Here is a 23,179-nt window from a genome sequence, read left to right as displayed (position 1 = left end):
GGAAGCCTTGCCCTCCATGAAACATTTCTGGCAGAAGAGTATTATCTCCGGCTTCCGTCGCGGAATTGCCGTTTCCGATCACTAGATTACCGGCGCCGCCCCGATGGCGGCTCCATATGAAAGAGGTTGCGCCAGTTGACGCTGTTCCAGGTTTACGCACGAGCGCTCCAATATCTGGCGAAGAACAAATGGCGCGTCGGCGCCGTCGTCATCGCCAATATCGTGCTTGCCGTCATCACCATTGCCGAACCGATCCTTTTCGGCCGGATCATCGATGCCATTTCGTCCGGCGGTAATGTCACACCAGTCCTGATGTTATGGGCCGGTTTCGGCGTCTTCAATACCGTTGCCTATGTGCTTGTCGCCCGTGAGGCGGACAGGCTCGCCCATGGCCGCCGCGCATCGCTGCTGACCGAGGCTTTCGGGCGCATCATCTCCATGCCGCTCGCCTGGCACCACACCCGTGGCACCTCCCACGCGCTGCACACCCTGCTGCGTGCCGCAGAGAGCCTGTTCGGCCTGTGGCTCGAATTCATGCGTACCCATCTCGCCACCGCTGTGGCGCTCGTCCTGCTGGTCCCCACGGCGATCTCGATGGATTGGCGGCTGAGCCTCGTCCTTCTGGTGCTGAGCATCCTCTACTGGATCATCGGCGTGACGGTGATGAACCGCACCAAGGAGGGGCAGGCGTCGGTCGAAAACCATTACCACACGGTCTTCTCGCATGTGAGCGACGCGATCAGCAACGTATCGGTGCTGCACAGCTACAATCGCATCGAGGCCGAGACCCTGGCGCTCAAGGACTACACCAAGGACCTGCTTGCCGCCCAGTATCCGGTGCTCGACTGGTGGGCTCTGGCGGGTGCGCTCAACCGCACGGCCTCGACGGTGTCCATGGGTGTCATCCTGGTCATCGGCACGCTTCTGGTCCAGCGCGGCGAAATCCGGGTCGGCGATGTCGTGGCCTTCATCGGCTTCGCCAACCTGCTGATCGGCCGTCTCGATCTGCTGCGCCAGTTCGCGACGCAGATCTTCGAAGCGCGTGCCAAGCTCGAGGATTTCTTCATCCTCGAGGATTCCGTCGAAGAGCGCGCCGAGCCGGCCGATGCTGCCGACCTCGGCGAGGTTCGCGGCGAGGTGGAATTCCGCGATGTCTCCTTTGGCTTTGCCAGCACCAGCCAGGGCGTCCACAACGTTTCCTTCACGGCGAAAGCCGGAGAGACCGTTGCCATCGTCGGCCCGACGGGCGCCGGCAAGACCACCCTCATCAACCTCCTGCAGCGCGTCTACGACCCGCAGGAGGGCAAGATCCTGATCGACGGAGTCGATATCGGCAAGGTGACCCGCAAATCGCTGCGCCATTCCATCGCCACCGTCTTCCAGGATGCGGGCCTCCTGAACCGGTCGATCAGCGAGAACATCCGCCTCGGCCGCGAGGGCGCCAGCGAGGAGGAGATCGCCCGGGCGGCAGAAGCCGCCGCTGCCGCCGAGTTCATCGAAACGCGGCTGAACGGCTACGAGACCCCGGTCGGCGAGCGCGGCAACCGTCTGTCCGGCGGCGAACGCCAGCGTATCGCCATTGCCCGCGCCATCCTCAAGAACGCCCCGATCCTTGTACTCGACGAGGCGACCAGTGCGCTGGACGTCGAGACCGAGGCTCGCGTCAAGACAGCCATAGACCGCCTTCGCGAGAACCGCACCACCTTCATCATCGCCCACCGGCTTTCGACCGTTCGCGATGCGAACAAGGTGATCTTCCTCGAGAACGGACGCGTCGCCGAAATGGGCAGTTATGAGGAACTCAGCGCCAGCGGCGGACGCTTCGCCTCGTTGCTGAAGGCAAGCGGCATCCTGACCGACGACGAGGACGCGGAGGATCCTGGCGGTTCGCTGGCCCAGCCCGCCGGATCGCTACCCGCCTGATCGCTAAGGGAACTTCAATGAAAAACCCGCCGCCATTCACATGGCGGCGGGTTTCTTTTGACAGCTTCCAGCTTCCTGGCCGGCCGAAGGCTCAGCTATTGGCCGGTTCCGGCAGACGCTTTGCATCCGCCCCGCCGAGCAGGAAGCCTTCCGTTTCATTGACCGCCTGACCATCGATCGTCACCTTGTTGCCCTCGACGACGATCTTGTGCGCCGTGTCCTCGATGGTCAGTTCCGCGGTGAAGCCATTCCAGTCGGTCGGCAGCACCGGATTGACGAACAGCCGGTCGCCCTGGCGACGGATACCGAGGATGCCTTCGGTCGCCGCGCGGTAGAGCCAGCCCGCCGAACCCGTATACCAGCTCCAGCCGCCGCGACCGGTATGGGAACCATGACCGTAGACATCGGCCGCCACCACATAGGGTTCGACGCGATAGGTCTCGGCCGCGTCACGATCGAGCGCATGGTTGATCGGGTTCAGCATCTGGAAGCACTTCCAGGCGTCGTCGCCCCGCTTCAGCGCCGCCAGCGCCAGCACGACCCAGATCGCCGCATGGGTATACTGGCCGCCGTTTTCACGCACACCTGGCGGATAGGCCTTGATATAGCCCGGATCCTTACGGGTATCCTGGAACGGCGGCGTGAAGAGACGAATGATGCCGGCTTGGCTGTCGACCAGCTTTTCGAGCACCGCATCCATCGACTGGGCGGCACGTTCCGGATCGCCGACGCCCGAGAGCACGCTCCAGGACTGGGCGAGCGAGTCGATGCGGCATTCGTCGCTGGTGCTCGAGCCGAGCGGTGAGCCGTCGTCGAAATAGCCACGGCGATAGTAGGTGCCGTCCCAACCGGCCTTTTCGAGCGCCTGCTTGAGCGTCTCGATATGATCCGTCCAGCGCTGGATGCGCTTCTTGTCCTTGCGGGCTTCCGCATAGGGCAGGAAGTTGCGCAGTGCTGCGGCCAGGAACCAGCCGAGCCAGACGCTCATGCCGCGACCACCGATGCCGACGCGGTTCATGCCGTCATTCCAGTCGCCACCGAGGATGAGCGGCAGCCCCTTGTCGCCGGTGCGCGTGATCGCCAGGTCCAGCGCCCTTGCCGCATGCTCGTAGACAGTTGCGGTCTCGGTCGAGACCGTCGGCTGGATGAAGGAGTCGTGCTTGTTCTTTTCGAGCACCGGACCGTCGATAAACGCCAGTTCCTCGTCGAGCAGCGATGCGTCGCCGGTTACCGAGACATACTGGTGGATACCGTAGGCCAGCCAGACGACGTCGTCGGAGATCATCGTCCGGACGCCGGCGCCGGAGCCCGGCAGCCACCAATGCAGAACGTCGCCTTCCTTGAACTGCCGCGAAGCCGCGTTGACGATCTGGCGGCGGGCGAGCGACGGCTCGTGCACCAGGAACGCGAGCGTATCCTGCAGCTGATCACGGAAGCCGAAGGCGCCTGATGCCTGGTAGAAGGCGGTGCGGGCCATGATGCGGCAGCCGAGCGCCTGGTAGGGCAGCCAGTGGTTGACCATGTTGTCGAGCGACTTGTCCGGCGTCGAGATCTTCAGGCGGCCGGTAAACCCGGTCCAGAAGTCGCGGTTCGCCTCAAGGATCGGAACGAACTCCTCGCCGCGCAGCTGAGCGACCAGCGCCTGAGCCTCTTCCTTCGTATCGGCATCGCCGAGATAGAAGGTCACCGTCTTCTCTTCGCCCGGCGCGAGCTCGACGTCGTAGGCGAGTGCCGCGCAGGGATCGCCGTCGAGATCGAGGGCGTTGTTGAGCGCGGAAGCGGACATCACCGCCCCCGGCATCTGCACCGAACCGAAACGGCCGATGAATTCGCGGCGGCTCGCCGTGAAGCCGACCGGCGTCTCCTTCATGCCCATGAAGGCAAAGCGGCGGTAGTCGATGCTGTAGGAATTGGTGGCGAAAAGCGTCCCCGTTTCCTCGTCGCGGCTGGAGAGAATGAACGGGATGGACCGGGCCGGATTGGCGCCGAGCAGCCACTCCACATAACCGTAGACGCGCAGCCTGCGGGTTTCCGAACCGCCGTTGTGGAGAAGGATGGATGAGAGCTTTACCGCCCGCGTCCGGTCGACCGTCTGGGTCAGCCTGATCTTCAGGCCTTCTTCTTCGCTCGAAAAGACCGAGTAACCAAGGCCGTGCCGGGCCTCGAACTTGACCTCCGGCTTGCGCGACAGGACCGCGAACGGCGTCATGACGGCGCCGTTATCCCGGTCGGCGATGTAGAATGCCTCGCCGGGACGGTTGATGACCATGTCGTTGGTCCAGGTCGTCAGCTGGTAGTCGCGGGAATTCTTGGCCCAGGTGAAGCCTGACCCTTCCGCCGAAATGTGGAAGCCGAACTTGTCGTTGGAGATGATGTTGATCCACGGCTGCGGCGTCGACTGGCCGCCGTGCAGGCGCACCACATATTCGCTGCCGTCCTTGGTGAAACCGCCGAAACCGTTCCAGAAGTCGAGATCCGCCGGTGCCTCGATCGGAGCCGGAGGCTGGAAGATCTCGCCGTTCAGAAGCGGACGGCGGTCGACCTCGATCTGCTGGTCCTTCGGCGGTGCGAAAATCGTCGCCGTGCGGTTGAGCTGGTCGCTGATCTTGCCGTTGCGGGCGTGCAGAACCACGCGGGATGCGGCGATCATGCCTTCCGAACCCTCGTCGTCCATGATGTCGCGGCGCAACGAGAAGACATGCTGGCGCTGGCCCTCCTGCTGGCTGAGGCGGCGGGCGCTCTCGGAAAGATGTTCCAGTGCCTGCTGCATTTCCTGCGCGTAGGAGGCCGCCCGCTCGTTGAAGATCACGAGGTCGGTGACCACGCCGCGTGAGCGCAGATATTCCTGGGCGCTCATCGCCTCCTTGGCGACCGGCATGTCGTTGTCGTCGTTGATACGCAGCGTGAAGATCGGGAAATCCCCGGAAACCGACGAGGGCCAGAGCGACGACTGCGGCTGCATGCCCGCATGGATGGTCGCCTGGTCGGCGCGCAGCTGCATGTCCGGATAGATGAGATAGCGCGCCAGGTGCTGGAACGCCGCCGCATCCTGCGACGAGACGCCGAGATGGCGCATCTGTACCTGCGTGCGCGTCCAAGCCTGCGTGAGCTCGGTCTGGAATGCGTCCGGATGGCGATAACGTTCGATCGCCTGGTCGAGTTCTTCGCGACGGGGCGCTGCGATCGTCCAGAAGATCACGCTCACCTTCTTGCCGGCCGGCACGCGCACGACGCGGCGCAGCGACAGGATCGGATCGAGCGTGAAGCCGTCGGTGCCCGACAGCGTTGCGCCGGGATCGAAGGCGGCAGCTTCCGAAAGCGTGCGGCCGCGGCCGAGGAACTTGCGGCGGTCGGTCTCGAACTCGGTGGGGCGAGCAGAACCGGCATTGTCGGCCGCCAGATGGGCAATCACCATGTCCGGCTCGTTCGGCGCGCGCTTGTTGCGCCACGCGCGGATGACGTCGCCGCGGCGGCCGATTTCCGTGCGGACGAACATCCGCTGGAAGACCGGGTGGGCGTTGTCGTCGTCCTCGGTGGTCAGCACGGGTTCCATATAGGAGGTGACTTCGATGAAGCGATCCTCGGTACCCATGTTGAGCAGTGTCAGGCGGCGGCCTTCGGCATCGTGTTCGCTCGCGACTATGCATTCGACCGTGCTCGTGAGGTCGCCGATCGTCTTGTGGAATTCCGCCCGTTCGTCGGAGAAGATCGCCCTGGTCTTTTCGCCTTCGATACGACGCGGCTCCGCGGTGGCAGACCACCATTCGCCGGTCGTGGTGTCGCGCAGGAACAGGAACTGACCCCAGCGATCTTCGGTCGGATCGGGTTTCCAGCGGGCGACAGACAGCCCGTTCCAGCGGGAATATCCGGAGCCAGTCGCGGTGAGCATGACCGAGTAGTGACCGTTGGAGAGCAGCACCAGTTCGCGGTCCTTGGTGGCCGGGTTGGTGATGGTGCGGATTTCCGAGCGCAGCAGCTCCCCCTGGCCCTTGCCGGGGGTTTCTTCGTGCTTGGCGCTCATCACCGGAATGTCGCGCGGCGCCTTTTCCTGCAGCAGCAGTTCAGCTGCCTCGATGGTCGGGTCGGAATGGAAGAGCTCGCGCAGCAGACCGTTCATCACGACGTTGGCGATCGCGGCGATCGACATGCCGTGGTGGTGGGCATAATAGTTGAACACCACCGCGTAGCGCTTGCCTTCCGGCACGCGGGTCGGCGTGAAATCCACCGCATCGTAGAAGCCGAACACCCCAAGCGCTCCGAGCGAGCGCAGTTCGGTCAGGTTTTCCGAGGCAGCGATCGGATCGTACTGGCTGGCCAGGATCGACGCATAGGGAGCGATGACGGCGTTCTGCCCGAGACCGCGCTTGAGGCCGAGCGTCGGCACCCCGAAGTTCGAGTATTGATAATACATCTGATGGTCGAGAGCGTTGAACGCCGCTTCCGAAATGCCCCATGGCGTGCCGAGGCGGCGGCCATGATTCATCTGTTCCTTGACGATCAGATTGTTGGTCTGGTTGAGAATGCCCCCCTGGCGCTCCTGCATGACGAGCGGCGGCATGAGGTATTCGAACATCGAGCCGGACCAGGAGACCAGGGCGCCTCGCGCACCGATCGGCACGACCTGGCGGCCGAGCTTGTACCAGTGTTCGGTCGGCAGGTCGCCCTTGGCAATCCCGAACAGGCTGGTCAGGCGCGCTTCGGATGCGAGCAGGTCATAGCAGGCTTCATCGATCTCGTTGGTTTCGACGCGATAACCGATCGACAGAAGGCGGCGTTCCTTGCGGAACAGGAAGCTGAAATCCATCGCGAAAGCAAGGCGGCGGGTTCGGTCGCGCAACACGCCGAGCCGCTCCCGCAGCGATTCGATATTGGCATTGTCGAAGACGCTGTCGGCGATATGGGCCTCGCAGGCGGTGACGAGCGAAGCGGACCAGCGGATAACTTCATCGCTCTGTGCCGAACGGACTTCCTGGTCGAGGTTGAGCGCAAGCTTCTGGATGTCGCGGGCAAGCACGGCGAGGTTGATGATCCGGATCGATGCGAATTCATGCTCGCGCTTGACCGCGGCGAGCGCGTTGCCGAAACCGACGATACGCTCTTCGAGACGGCGACGCAGCGGGCGCACGGTCTTGCGGTCGTCCGGCAGGGCCTTCAACGTCTCGGCCAGAATACCGGAAACGTCGCCGAGGCCGTCGAGATTGCCCTGGAGATGCGCGGAAGGGGCTTCTGCCCAGATCCGCAAAGCCGACGAGATGGCGATCAGATGGCCGGCGAAATTGCCGCTGTCGACCGACGAGACGTAGCGGGGCATCAGCGGCTGCAGGGTATCGGTATGATACCAATTGTACATGTGGCCGCGGAACTTGTCGGCTCTTTCAACCGCCGAGATCGTCTGCTCGATGCGCTCGATCGTATCGGTGAAACTGATCCAGCCGAAATGCCGCGCCGAGATCGTCGACAGCAGGTAGACGCCGATATTGGTGGGCGACGTGCGCTTGGCGATGACCGGGTTCGGCTTCTCCTGGAAATTGTCCGGCGGCAGGTAGTTCTGCTCCGCGGTCACGAAGGTCTCGAAATACCGCCAGGTGCGGCGGGCGATCTTGCGCAGTTCGACCGACACGGGTTCCGGCACGAACAGCCGGTCTTCGGTCTCGGCCGACTGGCTGACATACCAGGCGACGAGCGGCGAGAATATCCACAGCACGGCGAACGGAATACCGACCAGGAACGCATTGTCGCCCGGCATGGCCGCCAGGATGATGCTGAGCACGGCGATCGCCGGCGCATGCCACATCGTCTTGTAGTAATCCTGCGGGCTGCCCTGGGCGCTCGACTGGATCGACGCAGCCGTGCGCCATTCCAGCATCAGCTTCCGGCTGAAGAACAGGCGGTAGAGCGACCGGGAGATCGCGTCCGTCATGATGCAGGCGGAATCCGCGATGAAGACGACGCGCAGCGCGACCTGTGCGTTGGCGGAACGCATGTCCGACCAGACGGAATAAAAATGCGCGCCCGGGACGATATCGGTAGAGCCCGGCAGAAGGCCGGTGACAAGGCTGAGGGTCGGAGCGACGAACAGCGAGAAGATCAGCAGGATCTGCCAGATCAGCGCGCCGAGCGGATCCATGAAGTACCAGCCGAGCACGGAAGCGAAGAACCAGGCGATCGGGGTCAGCGACCGGCGCAGGTTGTCGATCATCTTCCAGCGGCCGAGCGCAGTCACGCCCCGCTTCGGATCGAGGATGTAAGGCAGGAGCTGCCAGTCGCCGCGGGCCCAGCGATGCTGGCGCGAGACTTCGACCTCGTAGCGGACAGGAAAGTCCTCGACCAGCTCCACGTCGGTGACGAGGGCGCAGCGTGCGAACGAACCTTCGAGAAGATCGTGGGAGAGCACCGAATTCTCATCGATCCGGCCCTTCAGCGAAGCCTCGAAGGCATCGACGTGATAGAGGCCCTTGCCGGTGAAGCTGCCTTCGCCGGTCAGGTCCTGGTAGACGTCGGAAACGGTGAAGACATAAGGGTCGAGGCCGCGGCCGACGGAGAAGACACGCTGGAAGACCGAGGCTTCCTTGCCGGTCGTCAAAGACGGCGTCACGCGCGGCTGCATCAGGCCGTAGCCATGGATGACGCGATTGGTTTTCGGATCGAGCACCGGCTGGTTGATCGGGTGGTGCATCTTGCCGACGAGCTTGGTCACCGCGTCGCGCATCAGGCGCGTATCGGCATCGAGCGTCATGACGTACTGGACGTTGGCCGGCACGGTGTTGGCGCCCGTAAGATAGCTGGTATCGCGATCGCCACGCAGCAGCATGTTGAGTTCATGCAGCTTGCCGCGCTTGCGCTCCCAGCCCATCCATGCGCCTTCGTTCGGATTGAACAGCCGGCGGCGATGCAGCAGATAGAAGCGCGCCTTGCCGTCTTCCCCATACTTGGCGTTGAGCGCCGCGATCTCGCGCTTCGCATAGTCGAGGATTTCCAGGTCGGTATCGGTCTCCTCGAACTTGCTGTCGCGCCAGTCGCTGAGCAGCGAGAAATAGATCTCGCCATGCGGATTGGCGAGATAATGGACTTCGAGGTTGCGGACGAGTTCGTCCACCGTATCGCGGTCGGTGATCAGGCAGGGGACGGCGACCAGCGTTCTTGCCGCTTCCGGAATGCCTTCCTTGAACTCGTAGCCGACCAGCCGGGCCGGTCTCACCACATAGGTCACCAGCGTGTTGAACAGACCGGTCGCGCCCTCGGAAGCCGGCAGCGCGAACATCAGCAGGAAGCAGAAGACGACCGGCAGCGGAATATCCGCCTGCACCAGGAACCAGCCGGCAATCGCCATGGCAAGAACGGTGATCAGGATGACCGGGCCGGCAATCGCAAACCAGTTGAGGCGGCGAACAAGGCGGACAAATTTCTGGACGAACAGCAGACTGTAACCGACTGCCGCTTCCAGCTCCCGCCGCCGGCGGCCGACGACGAAGGCGCCGACATTGGTCTCGCGCGGGTCGGCGTTTTCTTCGCCCGACGCCTTTTCGGCGAGCTGGATGGCAGCCTCCGCAACCTCGGCCTCGCTCTTGCGGGAGCGGCGGGCAATCTGTTCGATACGGTTGCGATAGGCGTTGCGCGAGCCGAAATCGAGCGCCTGGTAGTCGGTGCGCTGGCGGAAGATCTTGTCGATCTGCGAGACGTCTTCGAACCAGACGCTCCATTCCGTATCGTCGATCTCGCGCAGGCTCTTGATGATATTGCCCATCGTCACGTTGCCGGACGAAAGGCGGTTCTGCTCGGCGAGCATCACCTCTTCGACGTCTGTACCGGCCTGTTCGAGACGCTGCTCCAGCCAGGCGACGGCAAAACCCGAGGTCTGGGAGGCGTTGCGAAGGCGGTAGAGGAACTGGGCCGTGAACGTATTGTCGTTGGTCAGGGCTTCGATGCCCTTCAGGACATCGGCGCTCGCCTCCTCGTTATTGAGGCGGATGATCTCGTCGGCCGTCTCGTTGGCGCGGCGGCGCATGTTGCGGGAGCGATCGACGCGGGTCGCGATGCGGCGCAGGTTCTCGATCAGCACGAAACGGATGAACGACGGCAGTGCCCAGAGTTCGCCGATCTCCAGCGGTTCCTTGACCTGGAACCCATCGACCATCGCGGCCAGAGCTTCGCGGGAAACGCTGCTGTGCGTGTGGGCGACATAGAGCCAGGCGAGCACCAGGGTGCGCGGCATTTCCTGGCCGCCGACCTTCATCGTGGGCAACTGGCGAAAGAACTTCTTCGGGAAGTCGCGGCGGACTTCCTGGATCGCCTCTTCGACGATGTAATAGTTGTCGAGCAGCCATTCGGCGGCGGGCGTGATCGACGCACCGGCATCGACGTCGGTGGCAGTCGCCCGGTAGACCCGCAGGATCTCCTTCTCGTTCTCCTGATGCCGCTTGAAGAATTCGAACTCCAGGACGCCCGGCAGGCTGGGCGTGCCCTCCTTGCCAAGTTTCTCGCCGCATTCCCTCAATGCATCGATGTTGAAATAGGTCGAGCGGATCGAGTCGTTGTGATCGATCTGCTTGGCTTCGGTTTCGCGCGAGGAAGCTGACGGCGTAGTGTGAAATGACATGGATACGGGCTTCTGGTGAAAACTCTAAGGGTTTGTCGGCCTCGCCTTACTCGGCCTGCATCGGAAGCGCCAGTCATCATTTGGATTATGGTGACCGGCCGGATGCAAACCCGCGAGGATGGGAAATAGAGAGCAGTCCGGATATTGCAAACGACTGACGGGAATCTATTGCTCACTTCCTGCGGATTGACACATGTTCCGGCTCTAGCGAGGATAGCCTGAATGGAACCTGAACGGAGGCAGCCCATTGATAATGCGGCAAATTTCGCCCTTGCACGACAGGCCCACCTGAACGTCTTGCGGCAGCTGGACAGAGGGAAATTTAAACGCCGAGGGTTACCTTCCAAAAGCGGCGCTGCTATTTATCTCAGACACAAGGGCGATCTCGTCGTGCCCCGCAACCAATCCAATCGAACTTTCGGTGTTTTGAGCAATGACGATCCAGTTTTCCAATGACATGGCCGACGTGGTGGCCACCCGCCGTTACCTTCATCAATATCCGGAACTCGGCCTCGCGGAATTCAACACGTCCGACTTCGTCGCCCGGCAGCTTGCCGACCTCGGATATGCGGTCACCCGCGGTCTCGGCCGGACGGGTGTGGTCGCCACCCTGAAGAACGGCACCAGCGGCCGGTCGATCGGCATCCGGGCCGATATGGACGCGCTGCCGATCGAGGAGGAAACCGGTGCGGAATATGCGAGCAAGAACAAGGGGCTGATGCATGCCTGCGGCCATGACGGCCACACCGCCATGCTGCTCGGCGCCGCCAGGATCCTTGCCGAGAGGAAGAATTTCGACGGCACCATCCACCTGATCTTCCAGCCGGCGGAAGAGAATTTCGGCGGCGCCAGGCTGATGATCGAGGATGGCCTCTTCGAGCGTTTTCCGTGCAATGCCGTCTTCGGCCTGCACAACGACCCCAGCCTGCCCTTCGGCCAGATCGGCGTGAAGGAAGGCCCGATGATGGCCGCCGTCGACGAATGCCGCATCACGGTCAATGGCCGCGGCGGCCATGGCGCGGAGCCCCAGGACACATCGGACCCGATCGTCTGCGGCGCGAGCATCATCATGGCGCTGCAGACGATCGCCTCGCGCAACATTCATCCGCTCGACCAGATGGTGATCACCGTCGGCGCTTTCCACGCCGGCATGGCGAGCAACGTCATTCCCGAGCGGGCGGAAATGCTGCTCACCATCCGCTCCTTCGATCCGGACGTCCGCAACGAGCTGGAAAGGCGCATCCGGTTGGTCGCCGAAGGCCAGGCCGCCAGCTACGGCATGAGCGTCACGCTCGATTACAAGCGCGGTTACGAGGCGACCATCAACCACAAGGCGGAAACGGATTTCGTCCGTGATCTCGCCCGGCATGTCCTCGGCGAGGACAAGGTCGTCGACCTGCCCCGCCCGTCCATGGGCGCCGAGGACTTCGCCTATATGCTGGCGGAGCGGCCGGGCACCTATTTCCTGCTCGGCACCCGGCGCACCGACAACGATCCGCCACTGCACCACCCGCGCTTCGACTTCAACGACGACGCGCTGCCGATCGGAACGAGCTTCTGGGTGGAGCTTGCCGAAGCCTATCTGCCGCCGAAATAGGCCCTTAAACGAAAACACCTCCCGGGCGGCGAAGCGCGGGAGGTGTTTTCGGCCTTGGGAGGACCAAGCCCGAATTTCAAAAGGCGAAGCCCGAAGGCCTCAGGGGAAAAGGCCGAGTGTCACGGCGCCGACAAAGATGAAGGCTGCCGTCACCAGGGCGGTATTGACCGCCCACTGCCATTTGCCCGCGGCGCCGCGGACTGGGAAAGACCGTGTCTGATGCTCGATATGACGCATGGATGTCTCCCGGGTTCTGGTTCCGCCCTTTTTCGAGCGTTCTCACTATGCTAGCTTATCTCTACCAACCCGATAGAGATAATGTTCCAAACACCCACCGGTTCCGTAGAAAATCCTTTTTTCTTAACGGCCCATCCGCGTGTTTAACGGTTTATTATACCCAAACCCATTGCGAGCCCTTCAGGCGCCAAAACGATCCAGCGCCAGACGGAAAATGTCGGGGTCGATATTGCCGCCCGAGCAGACGGCAATCACCGTATCGCCCAGCGTCTCGCCATGGAAAAGGGCGGCCGCCAATGCCACCGCCCCACCCGGTTCCACGACGATCTTCAGCCGGCTGAAGGCGAGTGCCACCGCATGCAACGCTTCGTCGTCGCTCACCACAAGGCCAGCGCCGCAGAGCTTCGACATGATCGGGAAGGTGATGTTTCCCGGCTGCGGCGTGACGATTGCATCGCAGAGCGAACCGCCCTGGGTCGCATTGCGCTCGATCTTTCCCGACGCCAGCGAGCGCGTCACGTCGTCGAACCCCTTCGGTTCGCAAGGGTGCACGACAAAACCGGGCGCCTTGGCGTTCAATGCCAGCGCGACGCCGGAAATGAAGCCGCCCCCGCCCGTCGGCACCAGCACGTCGGCCTTTTCGATCCCTTCCTCCTTGGCCTGCTCGGCGATTTCGAGCCCGGTCGTGCCCTGGCCGGCGATCACCAGCGGCTCGTCGAACGGCTTGATCAGCGTCAGGCCGCGCTCCTGCGACAGCCGCGCGCCGATGGCATCGCGGTCCTCGTTGAGGCGGTCGTAAAGCACAACGTCTGCGCCATAAGCGCGGGTATTCTCGATCTTGATCCGCGGTGCGTCGGTCGGCATGATGATCACGCTCGGGATACCGTGCATCTTCGCCGCCAGCGCCACGCCCTGGGCATGGTTGCCCGAGGAGAAAGCGATCACACCCTTGGCGCGAATATCCGGCGCCAGCGCCGAGATTGCCGACCACGCGCCGCGAAACTTGAACGAACCGGTGTGTTGCAGGCATTCCGGCTTCACGAAGATCCGCCGCCCGGCGATTTCGTCGAGGAAGGGCGAGGACAGAAGCGGGGTGCGGCGCGCGTGACCATCGAGACGGGCACGGGCGGCTTCGATCATGGCGATATCGGTCATGCGGGGGATCCATTCGGAAACAGAAGGGCGGGTGGAGACGCAAACCTATCGACGCTTTCCGCTTCGGTAAAGGCCGGAAAAGCAGGCTTACCCGACTTCCGCACCTTGAGAAAACGGCAAGGAACCGAGCTTCACCACGGCCTTGATGGGCAGATGGTCGGAAGCGAGCCGCGCAAGCGGACTGTCATGGGTTTCCACCGCATCGATCAGCCCGGGCTGGTTCGCCATGATGCGGTCGAGTGCCAGAACAGGCAGGCGCGACGGGAAACTCGGCACCGCGGCCGGCAGGCCGAAAACGGTCGCGAGCGTGTTCAGGGAAGAGCGATCACCGAGCCGCCATTCGTTGAGATCGCCCATCAGCACGGTCGGCTGCTCGTCACGCGATCGCAGAATGTCGAGAATCATGCGGGCCTGCTGCTGCCGCGAACGGTTGAGCAGGCCGAGATGGGCGGCGATGATCCGGAATGCGCTGCCGTCCTTGAGCTCCAGTTCGGTGATCAGGGCACCACGCGGCTCGAGCCCCGGCAGCTTGACCTGATGAACGTCGCGCACCAGGCCTTCGCGAAAGAGGATCACATTGCCATGCCAGCCATGCGCCTTGGCGACACCGGAAACGGGCACCGGGAAAAGCCCGGTCTCCCGCTCCATCCAGGCGAGGTCCAGCAGGCCACGCCGCTCGCCGAACCGGGAATCCGCTTCCTGCAGTGCGATCACATCGGCGCCGATCTCGCGGATCACATGGCTGGTGCGGCCGGGATCGAACTTGCCGTCGATGCCGACGCATTTGTGCACGTTGTAGGAGGCGATCAGCATGCCGTGCCCGCGGTCACGGCCATCATCCGTTCCGGCACCGCGGTTCCTTCGAGCCCGGATCGAAGCCAGAATGCTTTTCGGAAGACTTGGGCGTTTTTCCCGCATGGTTCTTTTTGACTATTCGCCGGTGGACAAAATTATAGGACAGCTTACGCGCCTATCCAGAAACTAGAGATAGGGCGAGCCCAGCCAAAGCACGCGTTCGATGAGGCGCACAAGGAAAGATCTTGCCATCAATTCCTCAAGCTTCACTTCGGTTGCAGAAGAAATGGCCAAGTCTATCCTCCGTTCCAGGGCTTCCGCGAAAGAGCAATCCAGAACTTCGAGATCGACCTCGAAATTGAGCCGGAGCGAGCGCGGATCGAGGTTAGAGGAGCCGACATAGGCCCAGCACCCGTCGATCACCAGAAGCTTGGAATGGTTGAACGGGCCGGATGCCCGCCAGATCCGACAGTAGTTCTTCAGCATCTGGTCGAACTGCGCCGTCATCGCCCGGTCGACCAGAACCAGATTGTTGGCGGTCGGCACGACGACATCGACCTCCACCCCGCGCCGGGCGGCGGTGACGAGCGCGGTGATCAGTTCACGGTCCGGCAGGAAATAGGGCGATACGATGCGGATAGAGGAGCGCGCCACGGAAAACGCACCCATCAGCATCTTGTGGTTCGTCTCGACGCTCCGGTCGGGTCCGGAAGAAACGGCGCGCATGACGACCGGCGAACCGGGCTCCGTCTCCGGCGCCTGCAGCGCCCAGGCCCCGCCCTCCAGCGCCTCGTCGGCGGCGTATCGCCAATCGGCGGCGGCAATCGCAAACAGGTCGGCGACAACCGGCCCCGTTACTCTGAAATGCGTGTCGAACGCACATCTGTCGCCGCTGATTTCGCTCGAAAAGCCCTCGCGGATGTTCATGCCGCCGGTAAACGCCACACGGCCGTCGATGACCAGGATCTTGCGGTGGGTGCGCAGGTTGGCATAGGGCAGCCGCAGACCCATGATGACATTGCCGTTGAAGACATCGGCCGTGACTCCGCCGTCCCTGAGCGTACCGAGCACACTCGGCACCGAATACCGGGCTCCCACCGCATCGATCAGCACCCGCACTTCGACGCCGCGCTTGACGGCGGCGATCAGCGCATCTGCGAACCGGTTGCCGATCCGGTCCCGGTCGAAAATATAGGTTTCGAGAATGAGGCTGCGTTGCGCTTCGCCGATCGCCTGCAGCATCGCCCGATAGGCCTCGTCACCGGTATCGAGCGCGACGATCGTATTGCCGGTCGTCAGCCGGTGGCGCGTCACCCGGTCGCCGAGCGTCTTCATCGCCCGGAAGCGGTGTCCGAATTCCTCGATGACCAGATCGTTGGTCGCATCGTAGGAAACGACATGCGCACGGATTTCCCCTTGCAACAGCGCGCGGCGATCACTGATCACCGCGCGGCGGATGCGGTTTATCCCGGCAACCAGGTAAAGCAGCGCGCCGACGATCGGGGACAGGACGATGACACCGACCCAACCGATCGCGGAGCGGACTTCCTCCTTGGTCATCGCCGCGTGGATCGCAGCCGCAGCCCCCATCAGGACCGACAATACGAAGAGGATATGCGGCCAATAGGGTTCGATGAGATCCAGCATGGCGAGCAATATAGGCGCGCTCGGCCCAAGCGCAATCGGAGCCGCACCAATAGGTTAGCACGGCTCCCGGAGGTATCAGGCAGCCAGCTGCTTCTCGAAGACCTCAAGCGACGCTTCGAATGTGTCGAAGATCGTATCGATCTGCTGTTCATTGATGATCATCGGCGGGCAGAGCGCCAGCGAGTCGCCGATTGCCCGCGAGATCAGGCCCTTTTCCAGCATGATCGCCAGCAGCTTGGGGCCGAGCTGGCCGGCCGCGAAACCGTCGCGCGGCTTGAGTTCCAGCGCACCGATCAGGCCGACGCCGCGCGCTTCGATCGCCAGCGGATGGCCTTCCAGCGCCTTCAGCCGGCTCTGGAACTTCGGCGCCAGCGCCCGGACATTGCCGACGAGGTCGCGTTCTTCGATGATCGCCAGGTTTTCCAGCGCGACCGCCGCGGCGACCGGATGGCCGGCGGCGGTCACGCCGTGGCCGAACGTGCCGATCTTCGCCGATTCATCGGCAAGCGGGCCATAGACGCTGTCGTTGATGAGCAGCGCCGAGATCGGCTGGTAGGACGACGAAAGCTGCTTCGACAGCGTCATGATATCCGGCTGCAGCGAGTAGGTCGTGGTGCCGAACATCTCGCCGGTGCGCCCGAAGCCGCAGATCACCTCGTCGGCGATCAGCAGGACATCGTATTTCCTGAGCACCTTCTGGATCGCATCCCAGTAACCGGCCGGCGGCACGATAACGCCGCCCGCCCCCATGACTGGCTCGCCGATGAAGGCGGCAACCGTTTCCGGGCCTTCCTTGAGGATCAGGTCTTCGAGGTCCTTGGCGCAGCGCTCGACAAAGGCTGACTCCGTCTCGTTCTCCTGCTTGAAGGCGCGGTAATGCGGGCAGGTCGTGTGGAAGACACCGGCCAGCGGAAGGTCGAAGGAGCGGTGATTGTTCGGCAGGCCGGTCAGGCTGGCGCTGGCGATCGTCACGCCATGATAACCCTTGATGCGGGAAATGATCTTCTTCTTTTCCGGCTTGCCGAGCGCGTTCGAACGATACCAGACCATCTTCATGGCGGTGTCGTTGGCTTCGGACCCGGAATTGGTGAAATAGGCCTTCGACATCGGCACCGGCGCCATCTGGATCAGCTTTTCGGCAAGATCGACCGAAGGGCTGTGAGTGCGCAGCGTAAAGGTGTGGTAATAGGGGAGCTTCGCCATCTGCCTGGCGGCCGCTTCGACAAGCCGGCTTTCGCCGAAACCGACGCCGACGCTCCAGAGCCCGGCCATGCCCTCGATATATTTGTTGCCGTTCACGTCGTAGACATAGATGCCCTCGCCGCGGTCGATCACCAGTGATCCGTCGCGCTCCAGCGCACGGGCATTGGTGTAGGAGTGAAGCTGGTAAGCCTTGTCCCGGGCTTCGATGGAATTGGGCTGAATAGTCACGACGGACCTCCTGTGAGACACGCAACGGTCTATGAATCTCATAGGCGGAAACGGCGATATTGGACAGCCCAAATCGCCGTTTTCAGAGAGGCCGACTGTTCAAAATAGTTGACGCCTCGATCAGTTTATTTGGTCATTTCAGCGTCATTGCCGCGACCGGAGGTTCGGCGCCGGCCGGGATCGGGCTTTTGTAGTCCTGTCCCTTGCGCCGCTTCTTCAGATCGGCCCAGGCAGCCTCGCGGAGCTGATCGCTTGTTATCGCGGCCAGTCCGGTCGCTGCCATCGCCTTGGCAACGGAAACCATGCCCTTATGGGCAAGCGGGCTCTTGCCCTGCGCCACTACCTGCCACGTATGAAGCTGGGTGCCGATGGCGAGCGTCGCGCCATAGGCCTGCACGGTCGGCACCACCCAGCTGACATCGCCGACATCCGTCGAGCCGCCCATCTGGCGGTTTTCGGTGTGGGCCGGCAGGATGAAGTCGGCAAGCGGGATATCCCGCTGCTCCAGGCGCTCCTGGCTCCAGCTCGCCGCAATGTCTTCCGGGGTCAGCGTGGCGCGGATCTTTTCGGCAAAATCGATGTCCGCTGCATCGAAAGGCGGCGGCCCCATGCTGTCCCAGACGTCCTGCATGACGTCCATCAGCGGTGTGTTGACGACGAGGTTGGAAACACCTGCCAGGATCGTGCTCTCGACCTTGGTCTCGGTCATCAGCGCCGCACCCTCGGCAACCTTCTTGACCCGCTCGATCAGCGCAAAAAGCCCCGGCAGGTCCGCCGAGCGGACGACGTAACGCACCTTGGCATGCGCCTGCACGACGTTCGGCGAGATGCCGCCGCTGTCCAGGACCGCATAGTGGATGCGGCTCTCGGACGGCATGTGCTCGCGCATATAATTGACACCGACGCTCATCAGCTCGACGGCATCGAGCGCGCTGCGGCCGAGTTCCGGCACGGCGGAGGCATGCGCCGCGCGGCCCGTGAACGTGAAGTCGATCCGGCAGTTGGCAAGCGAGGTCTCCCGCTGCACGCCCGCGAAATTGCTCGGGTGCCAGCTGATCGCGATGTCGACGTCCTCGAAGGCGCCGGCCCGCACCATGAACGCCTTGGCGGCGCCGCCTTCTTCCGCCGGGCAGCCGTAGTAACGCACGCGGCCGGGGGTGCCGGTCTTTTCGAGCCAATCTTTCACGGCGGTGGCGGCAAGCAGCGATGCGGAGCCGAGAAGATTATGGCCGCAGCCATGGCCGTTCGCGCCGGGGACCGTCGGATCATGCCGGGTGACTCCGGCCTTCTGGCTGAGGCCTGCCAGCGCATCGTATTCACCGAGAAAGGCAATCACCGGGCCGCCCTCGCCCGCCTCGCCGATCAGCGCGGTCGGGATGCCGGCCACGTTTCCGGTGATCCTGAACCCCTGCGTCTCCAGCATCTCGCGATGCGCGGCAGCCGAAAGCGTCTCCATGTAGCAGGTTTCCGGCGTCTCCCAGACGCGGTCCGCGAGTTCGGTGAAGACCTCTTTCTTGCGGTCGATGAGATCCCAAACGAGGGGGAGATTGGAATTACCTGTCGTCATGAAACCACTGCCTCGATACATCTATGCTGGTCGGAAGGCCCGAACCGTAGCCAATTCTCAGCCGATGGCAATGCGGCATTGCAGCGGAAATCGACGCTGCGGAGGGATTGGGAGGAGGGAATGCGGATGTGATTGGTACGCGAATCTTAGCATCTCGACAACCGGATCATAATCGTTATGCTCCCGCGCCACGGCCCGCAGTCAAATCTATGAAACGCGCCGAAACTAATAAAAATGCACCGGGATTTTGCCAATTTTGTGGAAAATTTTCTAAGGAATGAAGCGGGCGTGAAATTCGATACGGCGGGAGGCCGTTGATCGGAATCAAGAAACAGGGACATGCGCGGCGAAAGGCCGAAGCGGACCCGCCAGGAGAAACGCATTTTGAAGGCCGGCCGCAGCGAAATATCGCCGGCTAGGAGGTGAACACGGGAATACCAGTCGTTGGGCGCTATATACGCACCATTCCAGCTGAAGACATCAACCGGGCACGGCACCTAAGCCGGCCACAGGTCATTGGGAGATCCACATGAAATACAAACTCACCCTTGCCGCAGCGCTGCTGTCGGCAACCTTCTTCGCAAGCGCCGCCAGCGCCAAGACCTTCGTATATTGCTCGGAAGGTTCTCCGGAAGGCTTCGATCCCGGCATCTATACCGCCGGCACGACCTTCGACGCTTCGGCACATCCGATCTACAACCGCCTGCTCGAGTTCAAGCCGGGCACGACCCAGCCGGAAGCAGCGCTTGCCCAGAGCTGGGAAATCTCGGCCGACGGCACGGTCTACACCTTCAAGCTGCGTCCGAACGTCAAGTTCCAGACGACCGACTTCTTCAAGCCGACCCGCAACCTGAACGCCGACGACGTCGTCTTCTCGCTCGGCCGCCAGATCGACGAGAAGAATGCCTGGAACAAGTATATTTCCGGCGCGACCTGGGAATATGCCGACGGCATGGGCTTTCCGAAGCTGATCAAGTCGATCGAGAAGGTCGACGACCTGACCGTCAAGGTCACGCTCAACCGTCCGGAAGCACCGTTCCTCGCCAACGTCGCCATGCCGTTCGCGTCGATCCTGTCGAAGGAATATGCCGACAGCCTCGAGAAGGCCGGCAAGAAGGAACAGCTGAACCAGATGCCGGTCGGCACCGGCCCGTTCACCTTCGTCGGTTACCAGCAGGACGCCGTCATCCGCTACAAGAAGAACGCCGATTTCTGGGGTCCGGCTCCGAAGATCGACGACCTCGTCTTCGCAATCACCACCGACGCCGCTGTTCGTTACCAGAAGCTGAAAGCCGGCGAATGCCACCTGATGCCCTATCCGAACGCCGCCGACGTGAAGGCCATGAAGGCTGATCCGAACCTCCAGGTTCTGGAGCAGGAAGGCTTGAACGTCGCCTACCTCGCCTACAACACCACCAAGGCTCCGTTCGACAAGGTCGAAGTCCGCAAGGCGCTGAACAAGGCGATCAACAAGAAGGCGATCGTCGATTCCGTCTTCCAGGGCATGGCGACACCTGCCGTCAACCCGATCCCGCCGACCATGTGGTCCTACAGCAAGGCCACCCAGGACGACACCTACGACCTCGACGCGGCCAAGAAGATGCTCGCCGACGCAGGCGTCAAGGACCTTTCCATGAAGGTCTGGGCGATGCCGGTTTCGCGTCCCTACATGCTGAACGCCCGCCGCGCGGCTGAAATCATCCAGGACGATTTCGCCAAGATCGGCGTCAAGGTCGAGATCGTTTCTTTCGAATGGGCCGAATACCTGCAGCGTTCGAAGGACAAGAACCGCGACGGCGCTGCCATCCTGGGCTGGACCGGCGACAACGGCGATCCGGACAACTTCCTTGATACGCTGCTCGGCTGCGATGCCGTCGGCGGCAACAACCGCGCCCAGTGGTGCAACAAGGAATTCGACGAACTGGTGAAGAAGGCCAAGGTCGTCTCCGACCAGGCCGAGCGCACCAAGCTCTACGAACAGGCTCAGGCAGTCTTCAAGAAGGACGCTCCCTGGGCAACCATCGACCACTCCCTCTCGGTCGTTCCGATGCGCAAGGGTGTGACCGGCTTTACCCAGAGCCCGCTCGGCGACTTCACCTTCGAAGCAGTCGATATCGCTCAGTAATTACCGCTTCACGACGATTTTGCCGCGGGACGCGTTGCGTTTCCCGCGGCATTTTCTTATGAGACGCCAAAATTTGGCGCAGACGCCACAATTGCCGCCTTCATGGCTTGACAAATCCGTGAACCGGCCACGAACCAAAAACCACTAAAGGTTTCGAATGTTTGGCTTCCTTTTACGGCGTATCGCCGTGTTGATCCCGACTTTCATCGGGGTCTCGATCATTGCGTTTTCATTTATCCGACTTCTGCCGGGTGATCCGGTTGCGCTTCTTTCCGGTGAACGTGTCATGTCGCCGGAGCGGCATGCCCAGATCAGTGCCCAGCTCGGCATGGACCGGCCGCTGATAGTCCAGTATTTCGATTATCTCGGCGGCGTGCTGACCGGCGATTTCGGATCGTCCATCGTGTCCAAGAAACCGATCCTCGACCAGTTCTGGGCGCTGTTTCCGGCGACCGTGGAGCTTTCCTTCTGTGCCATCGTCATTGCCGTCGCTCTCGGCATTCCGGCCGGTGTGATCGCCGCGATCAAGCGTGGTTCGATCTTCGACCAGGGGCTGATGGGCATCGCGCTTGTCGGTTATTCGATGCCGATCTTCTGGTGGGGCCTGCTGCTGATCATCCTCTTCTCCGGCACTCTGCAATGGTTCCCGGTTTCCGGCCGCATCTCGCTGATGTTCTTCTTTCCGCCGGTCACGGGTTTCATGCTGATCGATTCGCTGCTCTCGGGACAGCAGGGCGCCTTCGCCTCGGCGATCAGCCACCTTGCCCTGCCGTCGATCGTGCTTGCGACCATTCCGCTCGCCGTCATCGCCCGCCAGACGCGTTCCGCCATGCTGGAAGTGCTCTCGGAAGATTACGTCCGCACCGCCCGCGCCAAGGGCCTTTCGCCCTTCCGCGTCGTCGGCATCCATGCGCTGCGCAACGCCATGATCCCGGTCATCACCACGATCGGCCTGCAGATCGGCGTCATGCTCGCCGGCGCCATCCTGACCGAGACGATCTTCTCCTGGCCGGGCATCGGCAAGTGGATGGTCGACAGCGTCTTCCGCCGCGACTACGCGGTCATCCAGGGCGGCCTGCTCCTGATCGCGGCCATCATCATGTTCGTCAATCTCATTGTTGATCTGCTCTACGGGCTGATCAATCCCAGAATCCGACATTGATCCGGCACCAAGAAGGAGAAAATCCCATGGCCGATACCACTGTTACCAAGACCGCCGAGCCGGTTTCCAGCGCCGCGATGCGCCGCCAGATGCTCCGCGAGTTCTGGTTCTACTTTTCCGAAAACCGCGGCGCCGTTCTGGGCCTCATCATTTTCGTCGCCCTCGTCATCGTGGCGATCTTCGCGTCGCTCATCGCCCCGCATTCGCCGTTCGAGCAGTATCGTGATTTCGCTCTGCTTCCGCCGGCCTGGGCCGAGGGCGGCAACCCGTCCTATCTGCTCGGCACCGATCCTGTCGGCCGCGATATCCTGTCCCGCCTGATCTATGGCGCACAGTATTCGCTGTTCATCGGCGTCTTCGTGACGACGCTGTCGCTCACCGGCGGCATCATCGTCGGCCTGATCGCCGGTTATTACCGCGGCTGGATCGATACCGTCATCATGCGCCTGATGGACATCATCCTCGCCTTCCCGTCGCTGCTGCTCGCCCTCGTGCTCGTCGCAATCCTGGGCCCAAGCCTCACCAACGGCATGATCGCCATCGCGCTCACCCTGCAGCCGCATTTCGTGCGCCTCACCCGCGCCGCCGTGATGGCCGAGAAGAGCCGCGACTACGTGACCGCGGCCCGGCTTGCCGGGGCCGGTCCCATCCGCCTGATGTTCCGCACCATCCTACCGAACTGCACCGCACCGCTGATCGTCCAGGCGACGCTTTCCTTCTCGAACGCCATCCTCGATGCGGCCGCCCTCGGCTTCCTCGGCATGGGCGCCCAGCCGCCGGCACCGGAATGGGGCACGATGCTTGCCGAAGCGCGTGAATTCATCCTGCGCGCCTGGTGGGTCGTCACCTTCCCCGGCGTCGCCATTCTCGTCACCGTTCTCGCCATCAACCTGATGGGCGACGGCCTGCGCGATGCGCTCGACCCGAAACTGAAGAGGTCCTGA

The 23,179-nt window shown here is 62.6% G+C and carries 13 protein-coding genes; 6 read left to right on the top strand and 7 right to left on the bottom strand.

The window, feature by feature from the left end; genetic code table 11:
- Positions 1-135: 135 nt before the first annotated feature.
- Entirely contained in the window at positions 136-1,923 is a 1,788-nt protein-coding gene (locus tag ABCW43_RS14840) for a glucan ABC transporter ATP-binding protein/ permease (protein WP_345925727.1), read from the top strand.
- A gap of 91 nt (positions 1,924-2,014) precedes the next feature.
- On the opposite strand, the gene ABCW43_RS14835 is transcribed toward ABCW43_RS14840, so the two are convergent.
- Positions 2,015-10,519: a glycoside hydrolase family 94 protein gene (locus ABCW43_RS14835; RefSeq protein ID WP_345925725.1), complete on the bottom strand. Its 8,505-nt coding sequence runs from the start codon at positions 10,517-10,519 to the stop codon at positions 2,015-2,017.
- 222 nt (positions 10,520-10,741) lie between these two features.
- On the opposite strand from ABCW43_RS14835, the gene ABCW43_RS14830 reads away from it, so the two are divergent.
- Entirely contained in the window at positions 10,742-10,975 is a 234-nt protein-coding gene (locus ABCW43_RS14830; RefSeq protein ID WP_345925724.1) for a hypothetical protein, read from the top strand.
- A complete protein-coding gene (locus ABCW43_RS14825) occupies positions 10,953-12,116 on the top strand; it encodes a M20 aminoacylase family protein (RefSeq protein ID WP_345925722.1) in 1,164 nt (387 codons plus the stop codon). The genes ABCW43_RS14830 and ABCW43_RS14825 overlap by 23 nt, the downstream gene beginning before the upstream one ends.
- Before the next feature lie 99 nt (positions 12,117-12,215).
- Here ABCW43_RS14825 and ABCW43_RS14820 read toward each other — a convergent pair whose 3' ends face one another.
- The 6 genes from ABCW43_RS14820 to ABCW43_RS14795 all read right to left on the bottom strand — a co-directional run bounded on the left by ABCW43_RS14820 (position 12,216) and on the right by ABCW43_RS14795 (position 18,948).
- The gene (locus tag ABCW43_RS14820; RefSeq protein WP_345925720.1) at positions 12,216-12,353 is read right to left on the bottom strand and encodes a hypothetical protein; all 138 of its coding nucleotides are present in this window, start codon (positions 12,351-12,353) and stop codon (positions 12,216-12,218) included.
- A gap of 180 nt (positions 12,354-12,533) precedes the next feature.
- Complete coding sequence (locus ABCW43_RS14815; protein ID WP_345925718.1) at positions 12,534-13,508, bottom strand: threonine ammonia-lyase; 975 nt, start codon at positions 13,506-13,508, stop codon at positions 12,534-12,536.
- An 87-nt stretch (positions 13,509-13,595) separates the two neighbouring features.
- Entirely contained in the window at positions 13,596-14,426 is an 831-nt protein-coding gene (locus ABCW43_RS14810; RefSeq protein WP_345925716.1) for an endonuclease/exonuclease/phosphatase family protein, read from the bottom strand.
- A gap of 63 nt (positions 14,427-14,489) precedes the next feature.
- Positions 14,490-15,950, bottom strand: a complete 1,461-nt coding sequence (gene cls, locus ABCW43_RS14805) for a cardiolipin synthase (RefSeq protein ID WP_345925714.1) — start codon at positions 15,948-15,950, stop codon at positions 14,490-14,492.
- A gap of 75 nt (positions 15,951-16,025) precedes the next feature.
- On the bottom strand, positions 16,026-17,381 hold the full coding sequence (locus ABCW43_RS14800; RefSeq protein WP_345925712.1) for an aspartate aminotransferase family protein: 1,356 nt from the start codon (positions 17,379-17,381) through the stop codon (positions 16,026-16,028).
- A 133-nt stretch (positions 17,382-17,514) separates the two neighbouring features.
- Entirely contained in the window at positions 17,515-18,948 is a 1,434-nt protein-coding gene (locus ABCW43_RS14795) for a M20 family metallopeptidase (RefSeq protein WP_345925710.1), read from the bottom strand.
- A gap of 529 nt (positions 18,949-19,477) precedes the next feature.
- Between ABCW43_RS14795 and ABCW43_RS14790 the strand changes: the two genes are divergently transcribed.
- From ABCW43_RS14790 to ABCW43_RS14780, 3 genes are all read left to right on the top strand, one after another.
- The gene (locus ABCW43_RS14790; RefSeq protein WP_345925708.1) at positions 19,478-21,073 is read left to right on the top strand and encodes an ABC transporter substrate-binding protein; all 1,596 of its coding nucleotides are present in this window, start codon (positions 19,478-19,480) and stop codon (positions 21,071-21,073) included.
- Positions 21,074-21,230: 157 nt separating this feature from the next.
- Positions 21,231-22,235 carry an ABC transporter permease subunit gene (locus ABCW43_RS14785; protein WP_345925706.1) on the top strand — a complete coding sequence of 335 codons (1,005 nt, stop codon included), beginning with the start codon at positions 21,231-21,233 and terminating at the stop codon, positions 22,233-22,235.
- A gap of 26 nt (positions 22,236-22,261) precedes the next feature.
- On the top strand, positions 22,262-23,179 hold the full coding sequence (locus ABCW43_RS14780; RefSeq protein WP_007758455.1) for an ABC transporter permease subunit: 918 nt from the start codon (positions 22,262-22,264) through the stop codon (positions 23,177-23,179).

Source organism: Neorhizobium tunisiense (genome assembly GCF_039631515.1).
Classification (GTDB): domain Bacteria; phylum Pseudomonadota; class Alphaproteobacteria; order Rhizobiales; family Rhizobiaceae; genus Neorhizobium.
The sequence above is the reverse complement of the archived record's forward strand: the minus strand, read 5'-3'. Positions and strand labels throughout refer to the sequence as shown.

Coding starts and splice junctions, on each gene's coding strand:
- ABCW43_RS14835 (WP_345925725.1), bottom strand. CDS start 10,519: ATGTCATTTCACACTACGCCGTCAGCTTCCTCGCGCGAAACCGAAGCC.
- ABCW43_RS14830 (WP_345925724.1), top strand. CDS start 10,742: ATGGAACCTGAACGGAGGCAGCCCATTGATAATGCGGCAAATTTCGCC.
- ABCW43_RS14825 (WP_345925722.1), top strand. CDS start 10,953: ATGACGATCCAGTTTTCCAATGACATGGCCGACGTGGTGGCCACCCGC.
- ABCW43_RS14820 (WP_345925720.1), bottom strand. CDS start 12,353: ATGCGTCATATCGAGCATCAGACACGGTCTTTCCCAGTCCGCGGCGCC.
- ABCW43_RS14815 (WP_345925718.1), bottom strand. CDS start 13,508: ATGACCGATATCGCCATGATCGAAGCCGCCCGTGCCCGTCTCGATGGT.
- ABCW43_RS14810 (WP_345925716.1), bottom strand. CDS start 14,426: ATGCGGGAAAAACGCCCAAGTCTTCCGAAAAGCATTCTGGCTTCGATC.
- cls (WP_345925714.1), bottom strand. CDS start 15,950: ATGCTGGATCTCATCGAACCCTATTGGCCGCATATCCTCTTCGTATTG.
- ABCW43_RS14795 (WP_345925710.1), bottom strand. CDS start 18,948: ATGACGACAGGTAATTCCAATCTCCCCCTCGTTTGGGATCTCATCGAC.
- ABCW43_RS14790 (WP_345925708.1), top strand. CDS start 19,478: ATGAAATACAAACTCACCCTTGCCGCAGCGCTGCTGTCGGCAACCTTC.
- ABCW43_RS14785 (WP_345925706.1), top strand. CDS start 21,231: ATGTTTGGCTTCCTTTTACGGCGTATCGCCGTGTTGATCCCGACTTTC.
- ABCW43_RS14780 (WP_007758455.1), top strand. CDS start 22,262: ATGGCCGATACCACTGTTACCAAGACCGCCGAGCCGGTTTCCAGCGCC.